The following is a 19,684-nucleotide window of genomic DNA, read 5'->3' as shown; positions in this document are numbered from 1 at the left end:
GCGGCGGGCCGACCTCGATGTCCAGCAGGCAACTGAACTACCGCAGCCGCATCCCCGTCGTGATCGCCAACTCGGCGGCCGCGCCGTCGCGCAGCGGAGAGCCGACCCGGAAGGCCGGGTTGATCAGGCCGTCGGGCAGGTAGCCGCGCAATCCCACCTGCTTGAGGAACCGCCACTGCCGCCAGGTCATATGCCGCACATCCAGCTCGGTCGTCGCGCCCCAGGCGAGCACGTCCCGGCCGCCTCGGCGCCGGAAATACGGACGCCGTCCGGCGCTTCGCGGTGCGTGGTGCAGTCCTCACGGTAGGCCACCAGATCGTCCTCCCTGGCCGACAACAGGTCTGTCGGCACCGGGAGCTGGTCCAGGAAGTCGACCAGGTCCAGCGCGTCGTACGCGTAGTCCTCCAGGGACTTCGCCTTCAGCGACTTCGACAGCTCCAGGAAGAACGAGCACAGCGGTTCCACCGGACGCATGTCGGAACCGAGGAAGAACGGCGTGCCCTCCTTCACCGCCCCCGGCCGCTGTACGTACGCCTCGGCATCGAGGTCGACCCCAGCTGGCGCCTCGTAGTAGCGACGCACCTTGCTGGGTGACACAAAGAAGTGGTGCACCCCAACTCCCTCCCCGAGACAACGAGAGGTGGGGGAACCTAACAGCTGGCCTGCCCGGCCGTTCCGGCTTCAGAGGAAGCCTGAGACAACCAGAATTCCTTGTCCTAACAGAACTCCTCCCAGTCGCTGCCGGGGTCGAGGAAGTCGGTGCGGCGGCGGTTGAGGACCTGCCACGCGCCGTGGAAGAAGTCGAAGTCGTGCGGGCCGCTCATGCGCGGTCTCCTGTGGTTCCCTCGGGCAGGCTGTCGGTCAAGTAGGCGTCCAGATCCGGGACTTCGGGGGTCAGCAGGTGCCGTACCCAGGCGTCCCGTTCGTGCCGGATCGGCGGCAGCTCCCAGACGCAGCCGATCCACGGCAGGTCCGGCCGGACGAAGTGCGCGGGATCGCGGTCCGGGCAGCCGAGCACCGGCTGGCCGGCCGCGGCTCCCCGGAAGTGCAGCACGTTGTCCCACACCCAGCTGTACGCGTTGAGGTAGGCGCCGTCGTCGCCGCCGCGGTGCAGCACCACGAACGTCGCCGGCGGAGTGCCGTCCGGCTCCGGCAGCAGCTCGGGCAGGATCGCGTACGCCGCCCGCTCCACCTCGGGCGCGATGCCCGCCGGGTCGGCGGTGACGTGGTAGCGCTTGACGTGCCGTCCGGCCACCTCGATCGGCGGCGGCACGGTCAGCAGTTTCTCTCGGAAGGCCATGAGCGCGACGCTAGGCCCGCTTCACTGACACCCTATGTCAGTGAAGTCCAGCCGTCTCGTCTCGATCCTGCTCCTGCTCCAGACCCGGGGCCGGATGACCGCAGCCCAGCTCGCCGAGGAACTGGAGGTCTCCGTGCGCACCGTCTACCGCGATGTCGAGGCGCTGAGCGCGGCAGGCGTCCCGCTGTACGGCGACGCGGGCCACGCGGGCGGCTACCGCCTCCTCGACGGCTACCGCACCCGACTGACGGGTCTCACCGCCACCGAGGCCGAGGCCCTGTTCCTGGCCGGCGCCCCCGGCCCCGCCGCCGACCTCGGACTCGGCCCGTTCCTGGCCGCCGCCCAGCTCAAGGTCCGCGCCGCCCTGCCGCCCGAACTCCGCGGCCACGCCGACCGGATCAGCGGGCGCTTCCACCTGGACGCACCCGGCTGGTACGCGGACGCCGAGGCGACGCCGCATCTGCCGGCGGTGGCCGACGCGGTGTGGACGAGCCGTGTCCTGCACGTCGTCTACCGGCGCTGGCGCGAACCCACTGACGTCGAGCGCATCCTGGAACCGTACGGACTGGTCCTGAAGGCGGGCCGCTGGTACGTCGTCGCAGGTCCCGGACCGCGCACCTTTCGCGTCGACCAGATCCTCGAACTCGCCTCCCTGGACGAGGAGTTCACCCGCCCCGACGACTTCGACCTGGCCGCCTACTGGACGGCGTACCAGCGTGACTTCCACGACCGGCTGTACCGCGCCGAGGCGGTGGTCCGGCTGGCGCCGGGTGTGACGCTGCCGAGGGCGGTCGACGAAGGTACGGGCGACGACGGTTGGACCCTCGCCAGGGTCCCCATCGAGTCCGTCGACCACGCCCTTGGCGAGTTTCTGCGCCTGGGCGCGGACATCGAGGTGCTCCAACCGCCTGAACTGCGCGCGAGCATCACCCGCACCGTGGCCGAACTGGCCGGAATGTACGGCAACTCGACCCGGGGCGGCGGCGACTGAGTGGGCGGAAACCGTCCGTTCTCTCTGGAGGTTCGTCACGTGCAGCACCCGCACAGGCACCGCAGACGCCGAGCCCTCCTCTCGGCAGTGACAACGGCCGCGGCCCTGGTCGCCGCCGGCCTCACCGCAATGACCGCCTCCGGTACCGCCGAGGCCGCCACCGCCCGCCAGGTCGAGAAGCTCGACCGGGGCGTGGTCAGCGTCCACACCGACAGCGGCAACCTGGTCAGCTGGCGCTGGCTCGGCACCGACCCCGACAACGTCTCCTTCAACGTCTACCGCGCCGGTACGAAGGTCAACCCGGCCCCGGTCACCGGCTCCACGACCTTCTTCCACGCCGGCGCCCCCGCCCAGGCCGACTACACGGTCCGCGCGATCGTGAACGGCGCCGAGCAGCCCGACTCCGTCCACGCCATCCAGTTCCGCACCGGCTACAAGGACGTGCCGATCAGCCCACCCGCTGGCGGCACCACCCCCGACGGGGTGTCGTACACCTACGAGGCCAACGACGCCTCCGTCGGCGACCTCGACGACGACGGACAGCTGGACTTCGTCCTGAAATGGCAGCCGACCAACGCCAAGGACAACTCCCAGTCCGGCTACACCGGCGACACCTACCTGGACGGCGTCAAACTCGACGGCACCCGCCTGTGGCGCATCGACCTGGGCCGCAACATCCGCTCCGGCGCGCACTACACGCAGTTCCAGGTGTACGACTACGACGGCGACGGCAAGGCCGAGGTCGCCATGAAGACCGCCGACGGCACGGTCGACGGCACGGGCGCGGTGATCGGCAGCGCGTCCGCCGACCACCGCAACTCCAGCGGCTACGTCCTCTCCGGCCCCGAATACCTGACCATGTTCAACGGGCAGACGGGCAATGCGATGCAGACCGTCGACTACGTCCCCGCGCGTGGCACGGTCTCCTCCTGGGGCGACTCCTACGGCAACCGCGTCGACCGCTTCCTGGCCGGGACGGCGTACCTGGACGGCTCCCGCCCGTCGCTCGTCATGGCCCGCGGCTACTACACCCGTACGGTGATCGCGGCCTGGGACTGGCGCGACGGCTCCTTCACGCGCCGCTGGACCTTCGACACCAACTCCTCCACCAACAGCGGCAAGGGCTACGACAGCCAGGGCAACCACCAGCTGTCCGTCGCCGACGTCGACGGCGACGGCAAGGACGAGATCGTGTACGGCTCGATGGCCGTCGACGACAACGGCAACGCCCTGTGGACCACGAAGAACGGCCACGGCGACGCCCTGCACGTGGGCGACCTGGACCCGTCCCGGCCCGGCCTGGAGGAGTTCAAGGTCGACGAGGACTCCTCGAAACCGTCCTCCTGGATGGCCGACGCGAAGACCGGCCAGGTGCTGTGGTCCACCGCCCCCAACGGCGACAACGGCCGGGGCGTGTCCGGGGACATCTGGTCGGGCAGCGCGGGCGCCGAGTCCTGGTCGTCGGCCGAGAGCGGCATCCGCGACCCGAAGGGCACGGTGGTCGCGAGCCGTAAACCGTCCAGCACCAACTTCCTGTCCTGGTGGGACGGCGACCCGGTACGCGAACTCCTCGACGGCACCCACATCGACAAGTACGGCACGTCGTCCGACACCCGCCTGCTGACCGGCGTCTCCGTCCGCTCCGACAACGGCACCAAGGCGACCCCGTCCCTGTCCGGCGACATCCTCGGCGACTGGCGCGAGGAGGTCGTCTGGCCGACGTCCGACAACACGGCCCTGCGCATCTACTCCACCCCGTACGACACCACCACACGCATCACGACCCTCCTCCACGACACGCAGTACCGCACGGCCCTGGCCTGGCAGAACACGGCCTACAACCAGCCCCCGCACCCGAGCTTCTTCATCGGGGACGGAATGGCGACGGCGCCCAGGCCCGTGGTGTACACCCCCTGAACCGCGTGGCAACCCCGCGCCGGTGAGACGTCGAAGGCGGCCGCCGACATCCGTCACGCGGCCGCCCCTCGTCCGCCTCCCTGACGCACCGGGTGGTGACACCTACTGCCGGTCAGGCCACCGTGCAGGTCTGGGGACCCAGCTTGAACGACGTCGGTTTCGTGTTCGACCCCGACCAGCTCCCGGTGAACCCGAAGCTCACGGACGAGCCGGCCGCCACGTTGGCGTTCCAGCCCAGGTTCTTCGCGGTCACCGCCGTGCCCGACTGGGTGTAGTCGGCGTTCCACAGCTGCGTGATCTTCTGGCCGTCGGCGAAGGCCCAGCCAAGTGACCAGCCGGTCCAGGCGGTTGAGCCGGTGTTGCCGAGCTGCACGTCCGCCTGGAAGCCGCCCGACCGCTGGTTCGTGATCTTGTACGTCACCGTGCAGGCTCCGGTCGGCGTCGGTGTCGGGTCGGTGCCGCCACCCCCGCCGTCACCGCCGCCGGTGTCGGAGGTGTCGCCGTAGATGACCCCCCGGCCGTTGGTCGAGACGTACACCCGGCCGTACACCCGCGGGTCGCCCGTGATGGCCGCGCCCGTCCAACCCCACTGGTGGGCATCGTCGTTGATGCGGGTCCAGGTCGCGCCCTTGTCGGTGGAGCGGAAGATCCCGCGTACGCCACCGATCTTCGCGCTGGTGTAGAGGGTCTGGTACGACGCCCCGCTCGCCGCCCTGCCGAAGCCGATGGTGTCGGCCTGGTCGACGCCTGCCAGCTTGGTGAAGCTCGCGCCGCTGTCCGTGGAGTGCCACAGGCCGTACGCGCCGTCACTCGCCCCGCCCGCCAGCCACACATCGCCCTTCGTGCCGGGCAGCGCCTTGAAGCGGACGCTGTCGCCGCTGGGGAGCCCGGTCGCGGAGGACGCCGTGAAGGTCGCTCCGCCGTCCGTACTCACGTAGAACTTGCCGGACTTGAAGCCGTAGAAGGTCTTCGGGTCGACCCGGTCCGACTCGACGACCGCGCCGGAAGGGATGCCGCTCGACGCCGACCACGCCGAGCCGAAGCCGGTCGTGTACTGCACGCCCGTACCCGCCGGGCTCCACACGAAGCGGCTGCCGTCCGCGGCCGCCGCCACCGTGCCGCCGCCCGAGACGCCCGAAGGGTCGGTCCCCGCAAACCAGTTGGCGCCGTTGTCCGTCGAGAACGCGATGTGCGGGCCGGAGTCCAGGTTGCCCACGCGGACCACCGTGTCCGGGTTGGTCTCGGCGAAGTCCAGGCTGGTGGTCGTGGTGAAGGTGGGGGAGGTGTACATCATCGACGGGACCTTGGTGAGGTCCGTGTGGCGGAAGCCGCCGATGTCACCGAGGGCGCTGAAGAGCTGAGCGCCGCCGGACGGGGGAGCGGCCAGGTCGTTGACCGCGGTCTCCTCCAGGCCCTGCACCATCGGCTTGACCGTGAACTGGCCGCCGCTGTCCCAGTTGGCCAGGTTCTCGGTGCCGTAGAGCGTGGCGCCCGTCCCGTACATCATGCGGGAGGAGTTGAACGGGTCGATCTCCAGGGACTCCGTCATCCAGCCCAGTTTCGGGGTCTGTTCGGGCGGGGACGGGGTCGCGCCGAAGGTCAGCCAGGGGGAGGTGGAGACGTCGACCGTGTAGCGGTTCGAGCGGTTGGGGTACGAGGTGTAGTCCCAGGCCTTGGTCCAGGTCGCGCCGCTGTCCGTCGAGCGGAAGATCTGGGTGTCCGGCCACCAGGAACTGTATGCGGTCGCCATGAGGGTGGACGGGTGCTGACGGTCGACCGTCAACCCGCTGAAGCCGTAGTAGGTGTCGGCCTCCGCCACCGGGCTGATGTTCGTCCAGGTGCCGGTCGCGGTCGCGTACCGCCACAGCCGGCCCTTGCCGCCGTCGTACGGGCCGCCCTTGTCGCTGTATGCGACATACAGAAACCCGTTCTTCGCATCCAGCACCCCCTTGTGCGGCAGATAGCCGGTGGGCTGGCCGGCCACCCGCTGCCAGGTCGCGCCCGCGTCCGTCGACCGGTACACCGCGTTGTCCTTGTCGGCGACCCCGACGTAGATCGTCTTCGTCGCGCTGCCCGACGTCCCCGTCGACTCGTCGAACGTGACCCAGACGATCCCCTGGTTGTCGCTGGCGTACCCGGTCGAATCGCTTGGGTCCTGCTGGTAGTTGCCCGGGTTGGGGAAGCCGGTCACCTGCGACCAGGTCACCCCGGAGTCCGTCGACCGCCACAGGCCCTTGCCGCTGGGCGCCCCCAGATACAGCACGCTGTCCTTGTTCGGGTCGATCGCGAGGCGCTCGCCCATGCCCCGGCCGGGCATGTTGCCGCCCAGCTTGAACGGCAGATCCGTCTTCTGCCAGCTCGCGCCCCGGTCGGCGGAGCGCAGCACCGCGCCGTTCCCGGGGTCCCAGTTGTTGGTGTACGTGCCGACCGCCGCGTACACCTTGTTCGGATCGACGGAGTCCGAGGCCAGGCTGACGACTCCGGTGTGGCCCCAGTCGTTCCAGCCGACCGAGTCCAGCAGCGGTGTCCAGGTCTTCGACGCCTCCTGCCAGCGGTAGGCGCCGCCGATGTCGGTACGGGCGTAGATCAGGTTCTTCTCGGACCGGTTGAACACGATCCCGGGGACGAAGCCGCCGCCGTCGATCCGGGCGTTCTTCCAGGTGTAGGTGTCGGCGGCGAGGGTGACTTTCGCGGTGCTGCCGGCGGCCAGTGCGGGCGGGGTGCCCGCGAGTAAGCCGGCCGCGAGGGCCAGTACGGCGGTGAGGATGCGGGTTCTTCGCACGGTGGGGGTCCTTCCTTGAGGGGAACGCGCGACGACCGGGCGGCCCCCAGTGCGGGTGGGGACCGCCCGTCGCGGTACACGGAGCCTTGGCGGGGACTGGTTATTCGAGAAGCTCCGCGTACGAGCCCATGGCCAACGCGATGTCCGCCTCGGCCCAGAAGCGGTGGTACGTGAACACGGGCGCCGCGCCGCCCTTGAGGTAGGCCTCGATCTTCGACCAGGCCGGGTCGTTCTTGTAGAAGGACCGGATCGAGGAGAACGTCGAGGACGAGGTGATCGCGTCGCCGTTCGGCATCTTGCCGCTCCAGCCGCTCGGCACGTACACGCTGTCGCCGAACCTGCTGTAGTCGCTGCGGGTCTCGGGGACCGCGATGCCGAGGCTGTCCTGGTAGTTGGACCACATGCCGTCCAGCAGGGCCTTCGCCGTCGACTTCGCCGTCGTGTCACCGGACTTGGCGGCGTAGTAGGTGAGCGTCTTGGCGTAGGCGGCCGTCACGCCGACGTCGTTCGTGTAGTCGGCGACGGTGACGTGAAGTCCGCTGTTGCCGCCGGGACTCGACGCGTTCCAGGTGTCGGGCTGGCCCGACCACTGGAGGGTGGAGGGGATCCGGTAGGTGCCGTCCGGGTTGATCGTGGTCTTGGACAGCGCCCACTTCACCCACTTGTCGAGGATCGCCTTCGCGGTGGCGTTCCCGGTCTGCTGGTAGTACTCGGCGACCCGCTCCATCGACCAGGCCTGGAACCCGAACCACTGGTTGGAGGGCGGGTCGTGGTAGACGGGCTGCCAGTCGTAGTACATGCCGTAGAACGTCGGCGTGCCCGCCGGCGGGGTGGCGTACCGGCCCTGCCAGCTGTTGGTGGCGCCGCCCGCGATCGCGCCCTCGGACGACTGCAGCCACTGGTAGAACTCCAGCTGCCGCTGCAGCGACTTGCCCCAGTCGGCGGCGCCGGTCGCCGACTTCGGCTTCAGGTCGGCGTACGAGCTGAGCGCGTACGCCGCAAGGGGGTTCTGGTAGCCGCCGTGGACATGGCTGGAGCCGATCCGCCAGGCCCAGCCCGCGCTGGTGTCGGTGGCGCCGCCCCAGGCGTAGTACCAGGAGAGCAGGTAGTGCGAGGCGTCCTTGCCGGTGCCGGCCGGGCAGGACGAGGCCCCCACACAGTTGCCGATCTTCTTGAAGTACTTGTCGTACATCGCGTACCGCAGGTAGTCGCCCATCTTCGCGGCCTTGGCGACCGTCGCGGACACGTCACCGCCCTTGCCCTGCCCCTTCGCCCACACGTCCGCCCAGTACGCGGCCTGCACCGCGCGCGCGTCCGCGTCCGGGGCGTCCGTGTACTTCCACTGCTTGGCGTAGGAGGAGTCGCCGGTGAACAGGTCCAGGTAGCCGTTGGTGCCGCCGTACTTGAAGGCGTCGCAGGTCGGCTGCGGGACGGTCTCCCAGACCGACTCCTGCGGACCGCGCTGGAACGTGTTGATGTACGACGGTCCGGTGGCCGTCGGCCCCGCCTCGCACTTGCCGGGCTCGTTGCCGTAGCCGTAGACGTTGTCCACGTCCTGGATCCAGTGCATGCCGTAGACGTCGTCCGTGCCGTAGGCCGACTTCAGCTCGCCGGCGATCGGGTCCGAACCGACCGACACCGACGTGTCCAGCTTCGCCGGATACTCGTTCGGCGTGTCCAGCTCCGGCGCGTACGTCGCCGGCTTCGAGGCGTTGTAGAAGGAGCTGGTCGGCTGGTCGGCGTGGGTCGGGATCATGTACTTCTCCATGAGGTCCCACGCGCCGTTGAACTTCGACCAGTCACCGGTGACCTTGCCGTACATGGCCTGCAGCCAGAGAAGGTAGCTGTACGCCTCCGACGTGGTCTCGTGGCCCTGGTCCGGGGCCTCGACGATCAGCGTCTCCACCGAGTGGTAGGGGATGCCCTCGGGGGAGAAGTAGCCGTTCGCCGGGTTGGTGATCTTCCCGTACAGGTCCAGGAAGCGGGCGTCGTACGCCTTCGTCGCCGCCAGCTCGGTCACCGTGACCGTCGCCTTGGTGTGGCCGGTCGCCGAGGCCGTGAAGGTGGCGCTCCCGGTGCCGGAGGCGTCGGCCGTGATGGTCACCGGCTGCGCGGTGCTCCAGTTCGACGGGGTGAAGGTCAGCGAGGAGCCACCGGTGACGGACAGCCCCGTGTTGCCGTCCGTGCGGGCCACGCTTACTGTCACACTGGCGCTCGGCTGCGTCGACAGCTTCACCGAGAACGAGCCCGTCTTGCCCTGCTGGATGCCCAGCTGGGCCGGCGAGGCCACGACCGCCGGTCCCGAGGCGACCGTGATGCCGACCGGTGTGGACTCGGCGGAGGCGCCGAGGCTGTCGTACGCCTTCGCCACCAGCGAATGACTGCCCACGGACAAGCTGGAGACCGAGAGCGAGTACGGCGCGCTCGTGTCGGTGCCCAGCAGCGTGGTGTCGTCGTAGAACTCCACCTTGCTGATCGTCGCGTTGTCGGCCGCCGCCGCGGTCGCCGCGAGCGGCACCGCGTCCCCCTGCGTGTAGACCGCGCCCGCGCCGGGGCTGGTCAGCACGGTGACCGGCGGCTGGTGCGCGCCGGCGCAGGTGGTGCCGTTGACCGCGAAGGAGGTGGGGGCCGCGTTGGCGCCTCTGTAGGTGAACTGCGCCCCCGTGGAGACCGCGGCTCCGGCGGCGATCGTGCCGTTGTACGAGGCGTTCTGCACGGTGACGGTCTGACCGGACTGGGACCAGGTGCCGTTCCAGCCGTTCGTCAGCTTCTGGTTGCCCGTGTAGCCGTAGGTCAGGGTCCAGCCGTCGATCGCGGCCGTGCCGCGGTTGGTGATCGTGAGGTCGGCCGTGAAGCCGGAACCCCAGTCGTTCGTCTTGTAGTCGACGCTGCACTGGACGGTCGCCGCCTGCGCGGGGGTCGTGCCGGTGGCGAGCATCGTCAGGGGCAGGGCGAGCGCGGCCAGTGCGGCGGTCCACCACCGCCGCGCGGCTCTGCGTCTGCGTCCGGGATCCATGTGCTGGTTCCTCCTTGCGGGCTTGCGGCTCGGAAAGAAGTCAAGGCTTGAACCAGTGGGAGCGCTCCCATAGTGAGGATGGGGGTGAGGGCGGTCAAGGTGCTTGAAGAGTCGAAAAGATTCGACGGATCCGGTTGAGGAAAAGTCAAGCGCCGCGTATGGGCATTCAAGCCACTTGGCGCTACCTTCCTTCGCACCAGTGGGAGCGATTCCGTTCAGTCGACGCGTCCGTCACGACGCGCCAAGCTGCAAGGAGTCGCTCATGCGACACCCCCCGCGTTCAGTACTTTTAGCCGTCGCCGGTGCGGTCGCGCTCCTCGGGAGCGTGGTCGTCCCGGTGGTCACGGCCCAGGGAGCCACGCCCGCCTGCACGGTGGAGTACGCCGTCATCAGCCAGTGGGACACCGGCTTCCAGGGATCCGTGAAGATCACCAACAACCGGTCCGCGCTGAGCAGTTGGCAGCTCACCTTCGACTTCGCGGGCGGCCAGAAGGTCACCCAGGGCTGGAACGCCAAGTGGTCCCAGTCCGGTGCGACCGTGACCGCCGCCAACGAAAGCTGGAACGGCTCCCTCGGCTCCGGCGCGAGCGTCAGCGCCGGGTTCCTCGGCTCCTGGTCGGGGAGCAACGCCGTACCGACGACGTTCAGGCTCAACGGCACCACGTGCAACGTGGATTCCGACCCGACGACACCCCCGCCGACCGATCCGCCCCCGTCCACCGGCACCGCGCCCGCCCTGCACGTCGCGGGCACCAAGCTCGTGGACGCGGCCGGCAAGACCCACCGCCTGCTCGGCGTGAACCGCTCCGGCGGCGAGTTCATGTGCGTGCAGGGCTACGGCATCTGGGACGGCCCGGTGGACGACGCGGCGATCAAGGCGATCGCCGACTGGAAGGCCAACGCCGTCCGTATCCCGCTCAACGAGGAGTGCTGGCTGGGCCTTTCCAACATCAAGCCCGAGTACGGCGGCACGAACTACATCAACGCCGTCAAGGAGCTGGTGGCCCGGGTCGAGGCGCACGGCATGACGCCGATCCTCGAGATGCACTGGTCCTACGGCCAGTACACCGGCAACTCGTCCGGCTGCTCCGACGTACACGCCACCTGCCAGAAGCCGATGCCCGACATGCAGTACGCACCGTCCTTCTGGGCGTCGGTGGCCGGCACCTTCAAGGACGACCAGGCGGCCGTGTTCGACCTGTTCAACGAGCCCTATCCGGACCGGGCGACCTCCAGCACGACGGACGCCTGGACGTGCTGGCGGGACGGCGGCACCTGCCCCGAGATCTCGTACGAGGTCGCCGGTGTGCAGGATCTTGTCGACAGTATCCGCGACGCCGGGGCGAAGAACGTCATCATGGCCGGCGGGCTCGCGTACTCGAACGACCTGAGCCAGTGGCTGACGTACAAGCCCACCGACCCGACGGGCAATCTCGCCGCCGCCTACCACGTCTACAACTTCAACACCTGCGCGAGCGAGAGCTGCTGGAACTCCACGCTCGCCCCGGTCGCGGCCCAAGTGCCGCTGGTCGCCGGGGAGATCGGCGAGAACACCTGCTCGCACGGGTTCGTCGACCAGGTCATGAAGTGGTTCGACGACCGGGGCCTGTCCTACCTCGGCTGGACCTGGAACACCTGGGACTGCTCCTCCGGCCCGTCCCTGATCTCCGCCTACGACGGGACACCCACCGCGTACGGCATCGGGCTGCGTGACCATCTGCGCGCCCTCAACCCGTAAGCCCCGCACAGGACTCACCGAAGACTCCCAGCAGACTCACGGAAGAAGGAAACCCGCACTCATGAGTCGTACCAGAACGTCACTGCTCGCCGCCCTGGCGCTGGTCGCCGGGGCCTCCGGGGCGGCGCTCACCGCCGCACCGGCCGGCGCCGCCACCACCTCCATCCCCTGCACCGTCGACTACAAGGTGCAGAACCAGTGGGACACCGGCTTCACCGCCGCCGTGACCATCACCAACAACGCGGCCGCCAAGTCGAGTTGGTCGCTGAAGTGGTCGTACGCCGGGAACCAGAAGGTCACCAGCTACTGGAACACGAAGCTCACGCAGAGCGGCACCGCCGTCACCGCCGACAACGAGACCTACAACGGCACGCTGGCGAACGGTGGTTCGGTCAGCTTCGGCTTCAACGGCTCCTACAGCGGCGCCAACGCCGTACCCACCACGTTCACCCTCGACGGCGTCACCTGCAACGTCGACGACGGCGGCAGCGGTGGCGGCGGAGGAGGCGGCGGGGGCGGCACCGGCACCCGCGTCGACAACCCCTACACGGGCGCCAAGGTGTACGTGAACCCGGAGTGGTCGGCGAAGGCCGCCGCCGAACCGGGCGGCAGCCGCGTCTCCAACCAGCCCACCGGCGTCTGGCTGGACCGCATCGCCGCGATCAACGGAGTGGGCGGAGGCATGGGGCTGCGCGCCCACCTGGACGCTGCCCTCGCCCAGAAGGGCAGCGGCGAAGAGGTCGTCCAGCTGGTCGTCTACGACCTGCCTGGCCGGGACTGCGCGGCACTGGCCTCCAACGGCGAACTCGGCCCGACCGAGATCGACAAGTACAAGACGCAGTTCATCGACCCGATCGCGACGATCCTGTCCGACCCGAAGTACGCCTCCCTCAGGATCGTCACCACCATCGAGATCGACTCGCTGCCCAACCTCGTCACCAACACCGGCAGCCGCGCCACCGCCACCGCCAACTGCGACACCATGCTCGCCAACGGCAACTACGTGAAGGGCGTCGGCTACGCCCTCGCCAAGCTCGGCGCCATCCCCAACGTCTACAACTACCTCGACGCCGGCCACCACGGCTGGCTCGGCTGGGACGACAACTTCGGCGCGGCCGCCAACGTGTTCAAGCAGGCCGCCACCAGTGAGGGGGCGACGGTCGACGACGTCCAGGGCTTCATCACCAACACGGCCAACTACAGCGCCCTGAAGGAGGACAACTTCACCATCAACGACAGCGTCAACGGCACCTCGGTACGCCAGTCCAAGTGGGTCGACTGGAACCGGTACGTCGACGAGCTGTCCTTCGCCCAGGCCTTCCGCAACCAGCTGGTCTCGGTCGGCTTCAACTCGAACATCGGCATGCTGATCGACACCTCCCGCAACGGCTGGGGCGGCACCGCCCGCCCGACCGGCCCCGGCCCGAAGACCAGCGTGGACACCTACGTCGACGGCGGCCGGTACGACCGTCGTATCCACGTCGGCAACTGGTGCAACCAGTCCGGCGCCGGCCTCGGCGAACGCCCCCAGGCCAGCCCGGCCGCCGGGATCGACGCCTACGTCTGGATGAAGCCCCCGGGCGAGTCCGACGGCTCCAGCAGCGCCATCGCGAACGACGAGGGCAAGGGCTTCGACCGCATGTGCGACCCGACGTACACGGGCAACGCGCGCAACAACAACAACATGTCCGGCGCCCTGCCGAACGCCCCGCTGTCCGGACACTGGTTCTCCGCCCAGTTCCAGCAGCTGATGCAGAACGCGTACCCGCCGCTGCCCTGACGGCACGGTGACACCCCGCCGGGGTCAGTCCTCCAGGGACAGGCCCCGGCGGATCGCGAACTCCAGCGCACGCTCTCTGGACCGCAGGTTGGTGTGCACCCGGTTTTTTGCCGTCCCGGCAACAGGACTGGCCCGCGCGCGGTGCGTCGGCGCACGCTGACCGCACCAGGACGAGAGGCTGACCACCATGGCGCACCACCACCACGAGCACGGACTCACCGACGTCGACTGGGCCGAGATGGGCCCGCACCTCGAGGCCCAGGCGGAGCTGTTCACCCCCGTCTACGAGCGTGTGATGGCCTGGCTCGGGAAGGAGGTGACCGAGCCGGGGCTGATCGTCGACGCGGGCAGCGGACCCGGGGTCGTCGCCTGCCTGTTCGCCGAGGCATTCCCCGGAGCGCGGATCGTGGCCGTCGACAGCACCGAGCCGCTGCTGGAGCGCGCCCGCGACCGCGCCGCACGACAGGGCGTGGCGGACCGCTTCGACATCCTCGCGGGTGAACTTCCGGGCGTACTGGGCGAGTTGGACTACCCGGCCGATCTGCTGTGGGCCAGCCGCAGCCTGCACCACCTCGGCGACCAGCGGGCCGCGCTCACCGCGTTCGCCGCCCGGCTCGCCCCCGGCGGCACCCTGGCCCTGCTCGAAGGCGGCCTCCCCTCCCGCTTCCTGCCCCGGGACATCGGCATCGGACGCCCCGGACTGCAGGAGCGGCTGGACGTGGTGCAGGCGGAGTGGTTCGCGCGGATGCGCGCCGACCTGCCCGGCTCGGTCGCGGTGACCGAGGACTGGCCGGCCCTGCTGACCTCCGTCGGTCTGAAGCACACCCGCACCCGCAGTTTCCTGCTCGACCTGCCCGCCCCGGCGACCGACCGGGCCCGCACCTATGTCGCCGCCATCCTGTCCCGGTTCCGCCAGGAGATCGGCGAGAGCCTGGACGCCGAGGACCTGGCCACCCTGGACCGCCTCCTCGACCCGGCCGACCCGGCGAGCGTGCACCGCAGGCCGGACGTGTTCGTCCTGGGCGCGTACACGGTCCACACGGCGGTACGACCGGTCTAGCCGGGGCCGCGCTCAGCACCGCCCCGGCCGGGCGTACACGCTCACCCGGGCCCCGCGGACCGTCCGGGTCCCGCACTCCTCGAAGGCCGCGGAGAGCACCTGCCGCTTCACCGCCTCCCGCGGGTCCGGGCCCAGCGGCTGTCCGGCCGGATCGCGCAGGACGACGATCCGCCGGGCGGCGAGCAGTCGGGCACGGATGACGGACGGCCCGGCCTCCGTGCCGTACAACGTGCCGGAGTCCCGCGGGGCCCGCTCCAGGGCGAGGTCGCGCAGACCGTGTACCGCCTGCGGGTCGGCCAGCGACCACACCCGGCGCCGGCCGGGCAGGTACAGCACCCCGTCGGCCCCCTCGCCCGCCGAGCGGACGGCGGTGGCGACGGCGGTCACGTCATCCAGGCGGCTGTCCGGGGTGCGCAGGTACAGGGTGACGGGCAGCAGCGCGGCCACCGCGGCCGAGGCCGCCAGCACCGCTCCGGCCCGGATCCGGCCGCCGGCCCGCAGCAGCCGGTCCAGGGCCGCGCCGACCAGCAACGCGGTTCCCGCCTGGCCGTACAGCACGTACCGGTCCACGTACAGCGGCTTGACCAGGGACACCAGCATCAGCAGCAGCCCGGGCAGCGCGCACAGCGGCAGGGCGAGGGCGACCGGGCCCACCGCCCGGCCGGGCGTGCGCTGCCTCGGCAGCAGCGCGGCGCAGGCGGCCCCGAGCAGGGTGACCCCGGCGAGGCACAGCAGCGCCCCGCTCCCCGGGCCGCCGATCCAGGCGACCTGCTCGGTTTGGCGCATACTGCATACAGCCAACGGCGTCATGCCGACGATCACCGCGCCCGCGGCGAGCGCCCACCTGCGCCGGACCGCACGGGGGACGGCCACGGCGTGTGCGAGCAGGGCCAGTACGGCGAACTCGTGCAGCAGACAGGCGCCCAGCAGGACGCCGGCGTAGCCGGCCCAGGCCCGGCCGGTCCCCAGCCGCACCGCGCGGACCAACAGGCAGGACGCCCAGACCACCAGCATGCAGACGACCGCATACGATCTGCCTTCCTGCGCGTACCGCTGCACCGGCGGCAGCATCCCGAACACCACCCCGGCGGGCAATCCCGCCCCCGGTCCCGCAAGCCGCAGCCCGAGCAGGGCGAGCAGCCCGGCCGCCACCGCGGTCGCCAGCACCGACGGCAGCCGCAGCACCAGCAGCGGATCGGCTGCCCCGAACGCGCGGAACAGGCCGTGCATCAGCAGGTAGTACAGGCCGTGCACCGCGTCGGCGTGCTCCAGGGTCCGGCCCAGGTCCGGCAGCGGGCGCCGCGCCATGTCGTACGTCACCACCTCGTCCCGCCACAGGCTGCCGCCCCGCCGGACACCCCACAGACCGAGGGCGAGCGACAGCAGGACGGGGACGAGTACGACGAGTACGGGGACGGGACCGGTCGGGCGTGGGACGGCCGGCGGGGCGGGCGGGCGCGCGGTCCTGGGGCTCTGGACGGTGGCGATGACGGACTCCGGTGCGTGTCGGGGAGGCGCGACCCCGCGAGAAGGGTCCGCGCCGACGTGCACCGACGAGTTCAGGCGCCGGACGATTGATGGGCAGCCCCTGTCCGGCTCACCAATCAATCGCCGTACGGGCGTTGTTAACGTGGAGGACGGTCACGGTCGACGGGGGAGACGTTGCATGGGGCGCCGGGAGAAACCGCTGGATCCGGCGGCGGGGGTGGCGCAGCGGCTCGCGTACGAGCTGCGCAAGCTGCGCGACGAGGCGGGCACCCCGACCTACCGCGCCATGGCCGCGCGGTCCGGCTACTCCGGTCCCACCCTGTCCGCCGCGGCGGCCGGGGAACGGCTGCCCACCCTGCCTGTCCTGCGCGCCTTCGTCACCGCGTGCGGCGGCGACCCCGAGGAGTGGGAGCGCCGTTGGCACACGGCGGTCGCCGAGGCCGCCTCCGCTCCGGCCCCCGACGAGGAGGCCGACAGCCCCTATCCGGGGCTTACCCGGTTCGGCACCGCGGACCGGGACCACTTCCACGGCCGTGACGACCTGATCGCCGAACTCGCCGCCCACACCCGCCGCACCCGCGTCTGCGCCGTCGTCGGAGCCTCCGGCAGCGGCAAGTCGTCCCTGCTCCGGGCCGGACTCATCCCCGAACTGAGCGAACGGAGCGACCCCGTGGAGCGGCCCGCCGCCATCCGTGTCCTCACCCCAGGTCCCCACCCCGCCCGCACCCACGAGGCCCTGTTCACCCCGCACGGCGGACCCGGCGACACCGTCCTCGTCGTCGACCAGTTCGAGGAGGTCTTCGCCCTCTGCCCGGACCCGGCCGAACGCGAACTGTTCCTCGGCCGGCTGCTCACCGCGCTCGACCCCGCCTCCCGGCTCCGCGTCGTCCTGGCCGTGCGCGCCGACTTCTACGGCCGCTGCGCCGACCACGCCGAACTGGCCCGCGCACTGCGCGACTCCACGCTCCTGCTCGGCCCGATGACCGACCAGCAGCTGCGCGAGGCGGTCGTACGGCCCGCCGCCGCGCACCGGCTCGTCGTCGAACGCGCCCTGAGCGCACGGATCGTGGCGGACATCGCCGGCGAGCCGGGCGGACTCCCACTGATGGCCCACGCCCTGCGCGAGGTCTGGCGCCGCCGCACCGCCAAGACCCTCACCCTCGCCGCGTACGAGGCCGTCGGCGGGGTCCGCGGCGCGGTCGCCCACACCGCCGAGGACGTCCACGCCCGCTGCACCGCGGCCGAAGCCACCGCCCTCCGCGCCCTGCTGCTGCGCCTGGTCACCCCCGGCGACGGCACCGAGGACACCCGCCGCCCGGCCGACCGCACCGAACTCGGCACGGACGACACCACCGCCCGCGTCCTCGAACGCCTGGTCCGGGCCCGTCTGCTGACCGTCGACGGCAGCACGGTCGACCTCGCCCACGAGGCCCTGCTGCAGGCCTGGCCCCGGCTGCGCGGCTGGATCGACGCCGACCGCGAACGCCTGCGGGCGCACCGCCGCCTCACCGAAGCAGCGCTCGCCTGGGCGGAGTTGGACCAGGACGCGGGAGCGCTGTATCGCGGGGTGCGGCTCACCGAGGCCCGCGAGATGTTCCAGGAGCACGAGCGGGAAGGGGAGTTGAACCGGCTCGAACGCGACTTCCTCACGGCGAGCGTCGAGTCGTACGAACGCGGTCGGCGCAGTGCCGTACGGGCCGCGCGCCGGCTGCGCGGGCTCATCGTCGCGCTCGCGGTGCTGCTCTGCGCGGCCCTGGTCACCGGCGCGGTCGCCTGGCGGCAGAGCGGGGTCAGCGCCCGGCAGCGCGACGAGGCCGAGGCCCGCCGGGTCGCCGCCCTCGCCGGCACCCTGCGCGCCACCGAACCCCGCACCGCCATGCGCCTCGCCCTCGCCGCCTGGCACACCGCCGACCTGCCCGAGACCCGGCAGGCCCTACGCGGCGCCGCCGCACAGAGCGAACAGGACGTGTTCACCGCGCCCGAAGAGGGCGGCCGCTCGCTCAACGCGCCATATTGGCTCAGTTCCGACGGCCGGATCCTGACGACGGTCGCGCACGACCGAGCGACACAGTGGGACGTGCGCACCCACCAGCGCATCCGCGTCGTACGACGCGACGGGCTCTCCGCGGGTGTGAGCAGTGTCAGCGGCGACGGCCGGCTGATCGCCTACCGCGGCCCGCACCACCAGGACCTGGTGATCGCCGACCTGAGGAACGGCAGCACCCACCGCCTCGCCACCGGCTCCTGGACCGACACCGACGGCGCGTTCGGGCCGAGCGGCCGCACCTTCCTGCTACGGGGACAGACGACCGGCGAGCGCGCGACGCTGACACTGTGGGACGTCCGCACACAACGCGTTCTGCTCCGCTACGACCGGGCCGAGCGCGACGGCCCGCTGCCGGTGCTCAGCCCCGACGAGCGCCACATCGCCTGGTGCACCGGCTACGGCGAGCGGCTGCGTGTCCTCGACGTCGCCGAGCGGCGCCTGGTGACCGTCCCGGTGCCCGCGGCGACCGAACACCTGCTGTGCCGGGGCGACGGGCTGACCTTCACCTCCGACGGCCGGGCCGTGGCGACCGTGGTCTCCGACGCGGTCGTGAGCTGGGACTTCCACACCGGTCGGGAACGCCTCCGGCTGCCCCTGCCGGGCGGCACCGCCGTGGAGTTCGTCGGCGACTACGCACTGACCTGGACGGCGTACTCCTCCCTCGCCCTGTGGCGCACGGACCTGCCGGCTCCCGCCGACGACGGCCCGCGCGAACCCCTGCTGACCGTCCCCCTCGCCACCCCGTCCCTCACGGGCCTGCGCCTGGACCTCGCCGACGGCGTGCTGCGCTACGCGGAGCAGACGCGTACCGCTGTCGTCGGTACCGTCGCGCTGCACGGGCTCGTGGGCGGTGCGTGGCGGCAGAAGGCGGTGACCCGGGCCGCGTTCGACCGGGAGGGCCGGCCCGTGCGGCCCGGACCCGCGCCGACGGAGGATCGCATGGCCCTCGACCCGTCCGGCCGTTACGCCCTGACCACCGACGGCACGCTTGTCGACGCCTCAACGGGTAGGCAGCGCAAGGGAGTCGGGGGAGTGAGAGGGGAGGACCTGCTGGTGGCGGGAGCCTTCAGCCCCGACGGGAGGTATGCCGTGGTCGCCGACTTCCAGGGCCGGGTCACGCTGTGGGACGCGCGCACCTGGCGCCGGACCGCTGTGCTGCGGGCGGTCGGCTCCACGGTGCAGCGGACGGCCCTGGCGTTCTCCGCCGACGGCTCACTGGTCACGGCCGGGGCGCCCGACGGGTCCGTCGAGGTGTGGGAGACGGCCTCACCCCGCCTGCCGGCAGCCAGACTGCCGGTCGGCGACGGGCCGGTCCTGGCCCTCGGATTTCCCCAGCACGGCGAGGAATTGCACATCGCTACCGCTCATCTGACGGACCGAACCGGCCCGTTGGAGCCACGCCGGGCCGCGGCCACGGTGTGTGCGCGGACCGGAAGGGGGCTGACCAAGGCGGAATGGCACCGCTACCTCCCCTCGGTGTCGTACCGCCCCACCTGCGACCGCCCTTGACTTGGAGAACGCTCGAAGTGATGGACTGCGGACGTTCACCGACACACAGGGGGAAA

At 71.0% G+C, this 19,684-nt stretch carries 12 protein-coding genes; 6 read left to right on the top strand and 6 right to left on the bottom strand.

What is annotated here, in order from left to right; all coding sequences use genetic code 11:
* Window positions 1–37: 37 nt before the first annotated feature.
* The 3 genes from CRP49_RS47600 to CRP49_RS44745 all read right to left on the bottom strand — a co-directional run bounded on the left by CRP49_RS47600 (window position 38) and on the right by CRP49_RS44745 (window position 1,300).
* Window positions 38–190, bottom strand: a complete 153-nt coding sequence (locus CRP49_RS47600) for a hypothetical protein (RefSeq protein WP_218893030.1) — start codon at window positions 188–190, stop codon at window positions 38–40.
* Entirely contained in the window at window positions 187–612 is a 426-nt protein-coding gene (locus CRP49_RS47595; RefSeq protein ID WP_218893029.1) for a hypothetical protein, read from the bottom strand. Before CRP49_RS47595 ends, CRP49_RS47600 begins: the two co-directional genes overlap by 4 nt.
* Window positions 613–820: 208 nt before the next feature.
* Window positions 821–1,300: a hypothetical protein gene (locus tag CRP49_RS44745; RefSeq protein ID WP_097259048.1), complete on the bottom strand. Its 480-nt coding sequence runs from the start codon at window positions 1,298–1,300 to the stop codon at window positions 821–823.
* A gap of 40 nt (window positions 1,301–1,340) precedes the next feature.
* On the opposite strand from CRP49_RS44745, the gene CRP49_RS44740 reads away from it, so the two are divergent.
* Together CRP49_RS44740 and CRP49_RS44735 are read left to right on the top strand one after the other, a co-directional pair.
* On the top strand, window positions 1,341–2,291 hold the full coding sequence (locus CRP49_RS44740) for a YafY family protein (RefSeq protein ID WP_097259359.1): 951 nt from the start codon (window positions 1,341–1,343) through the stop codon (window positions 2,289–2,291).
* Window positions 2,292–2,330: 39 nt separating this feature from the next.
* A complete protein-coding gene (locus CRP49_RS44735) occupies window positions 2,331–4,208 on the top strand; it encodes a rhamnogalacturonan lyase (RefSeq protein WP_179852055.1) in 1,878 nt (625 codons plus the stop codon).
* A gap of 112 nt (window positions 4,209–4,320) precedes the next feature.
* On the opposite strand, the gene CRP49_RS44730 is transcribed toward CRP49_RS44735, so the two are convergent.
* Both CRP49_RS44730 and CRP49_RS44725 read right to left on the bottom strand, forming a co-directional pair.
* The gene (locus tag CRP49_RS44730; protein WP_097259047.1) at window positions 4,321–6,990 is read right to left on the bottom strand and encodes a cellulose binding domain-containing protein; all 2,670 of its coding nucleotides are present in this window, start codon (window positions 6,988–6,990) and stop codon (window positions 4,321–4,323) included.
* A gap of 100 nt (window positions 6,991–7,090) precedes the next feature.
* Complete coding sequence (locus CRP49_RS44725; protein ID WP_097259046.1) at window positions 7,091–10,006, bottom strand: glycoside hydrolase family 48 protein; 2,916 nt, start codon at window positions 10,004–10,006, stop codon at window positions 7,091–7,093.
* 262 nt (window positions 10,007–10,268) lie between these two features.
* Here CRP49_RS44725 and CRP49_RS44720 point away from each other — a divergent pair, with 262 nt between their 5' ends.
* The 3 genes from CRP49_RS44720 to CRP49_RS44710 all read left to right on the top strand — a co-directional run bounded on the left by CRP49_RS44720 (window position 10,269) and on the right by CRP49_RS44710 (window position 14,584).
* Window positions 10,269–11,744, top strand: a complete 1,476-nt coding sequence (locus tag CRP49_RS44720) for a cellulase family glycosylhydrolase (RefSeq protein WP_097259045.1) — start codon at window positions 10,269–10,271, stop codon at window positions 11,742–11,744.
* A gap of 61 nt (window positions 11,745–11,805) precedes the next feature.
* Complete coding sequence (locus tag CRP49_RS44715) at window positions 11,806–13,524, top strand: glycoside hydrolase family 6 protein (protein WP_097259044.1); 1,719 nt, start codon at window positions 11,806–11,808, stop codon at window positions 13,522–13,524.
* Between the two features lie 187 nt (window positions 13,525–13,711).
* Window positions 13,712–14,584, top strand: a complete 873-nt coding sequence (locus CRP49_RS44710; protein ID WP_097259043.1) for a trans-aconitate 2-methyltransferase — start codon at window positions 13,712–13,714, stop codon at window positions 14,582–14,584.
* Window positions 14,585–14,596: 12 nt separating this feature from the next.
* Here the strand turns inward: CRP49_RS44710 and CRP49_RS44705 are convergent, their stop codons facing one another.
* On the bottom strand, window positions 14,597–16,135 hold the full coding sequence (locus tag CRP49_RS44705) for a hypothetical protein (protein WP_257033844.1): 1,539 nt from the start codon (window positions 16,133–16,135) through the stop codon (window positions 14,597–14,599).
* Between the two features lie 115 nt (window positions 16,136–16,250).
* Between CRP49_RS44705 and CRP49_RS44700 the strand changes: the two genes are divergently transcribed.
* Window positions 16,251–19,628 (top strand): hypothetical protein, encoded by a 3,378-nt coding sequence (locus tag CRP49_RS44700; RefSeq protein WP_097259042.1) that lies wholly within the window; start codon window positions 16,251–16,253, stop codon window positions 19,626–19,628.
* Window positions 19,629–19,684 lie beyond the last annotated feature (56 nt).

The sequence above is a fragment of the Streptomyces sp. Ag109_G2-15 genome (genome assembly GCF_900215565.1).
In the GTDB taxonomy this organism is placed as follows: domain Bacteria; phylum Actinomycetota; class Actinomycetes; order Streptomycetales; family Streptomycetaceae; genus Streptomyces; species Streptomyces diastatochromogenes.
This window is presented reverse-complemented; position numbering and strand designations above follow the sequence as displayed.

Coding starts and splice junctions, on each gene's coding strand:
- CRP49_RS47600 (WP_218893030.1), bottom strand. CDS start 190: ATGACCTGGCGGCAGTGGCGGTTCCTCAAGCAGGTGGGATTGCGCGGC.
- CRP49_RS44745 (WP_097259048.1), bottom strand. CDS start 1,300: ATGGCCTTCCGAGAGAAACTGCTGACCGTGCCGCCGCCGATCGAGGTG.
- CRP49_RS44725 (WP_097259046.1), bottom strand. CDS start 10,006: ATGGATCCCGGACGCAGACGCAGAGCCGCGCGGCGGTGGTGGACCGCC.
- CRP49_RS44720 (WP_097259045.1), top strand. CDS start 10,269: ATGCGACACCCCCCGCGTTCAGTACTTTTAGCCGTCGCCGGTGCGGTC.
- CRP49_RS44715 (WP_097259044.1), top strand. CDS start 11,806: ATGAGTCGTACCAGAACGTCACTGCTCGCCGCCCTGGCGCTGGTCGCC.
- CRP49_RS44710 (WP_097259043.1), top strand. CDS start 13,712: ATGGCGCACCACCACCACGAGCACGGACTCACCGACGTCGACTGGGCC.
- CRP49_RS44700 (WP_097259042.1), top strand. CDS start 16,251: ATGGGGCGCCGGGAGAAACCGCTGGATCCGGCGGCGGGGGTGGCGCAG.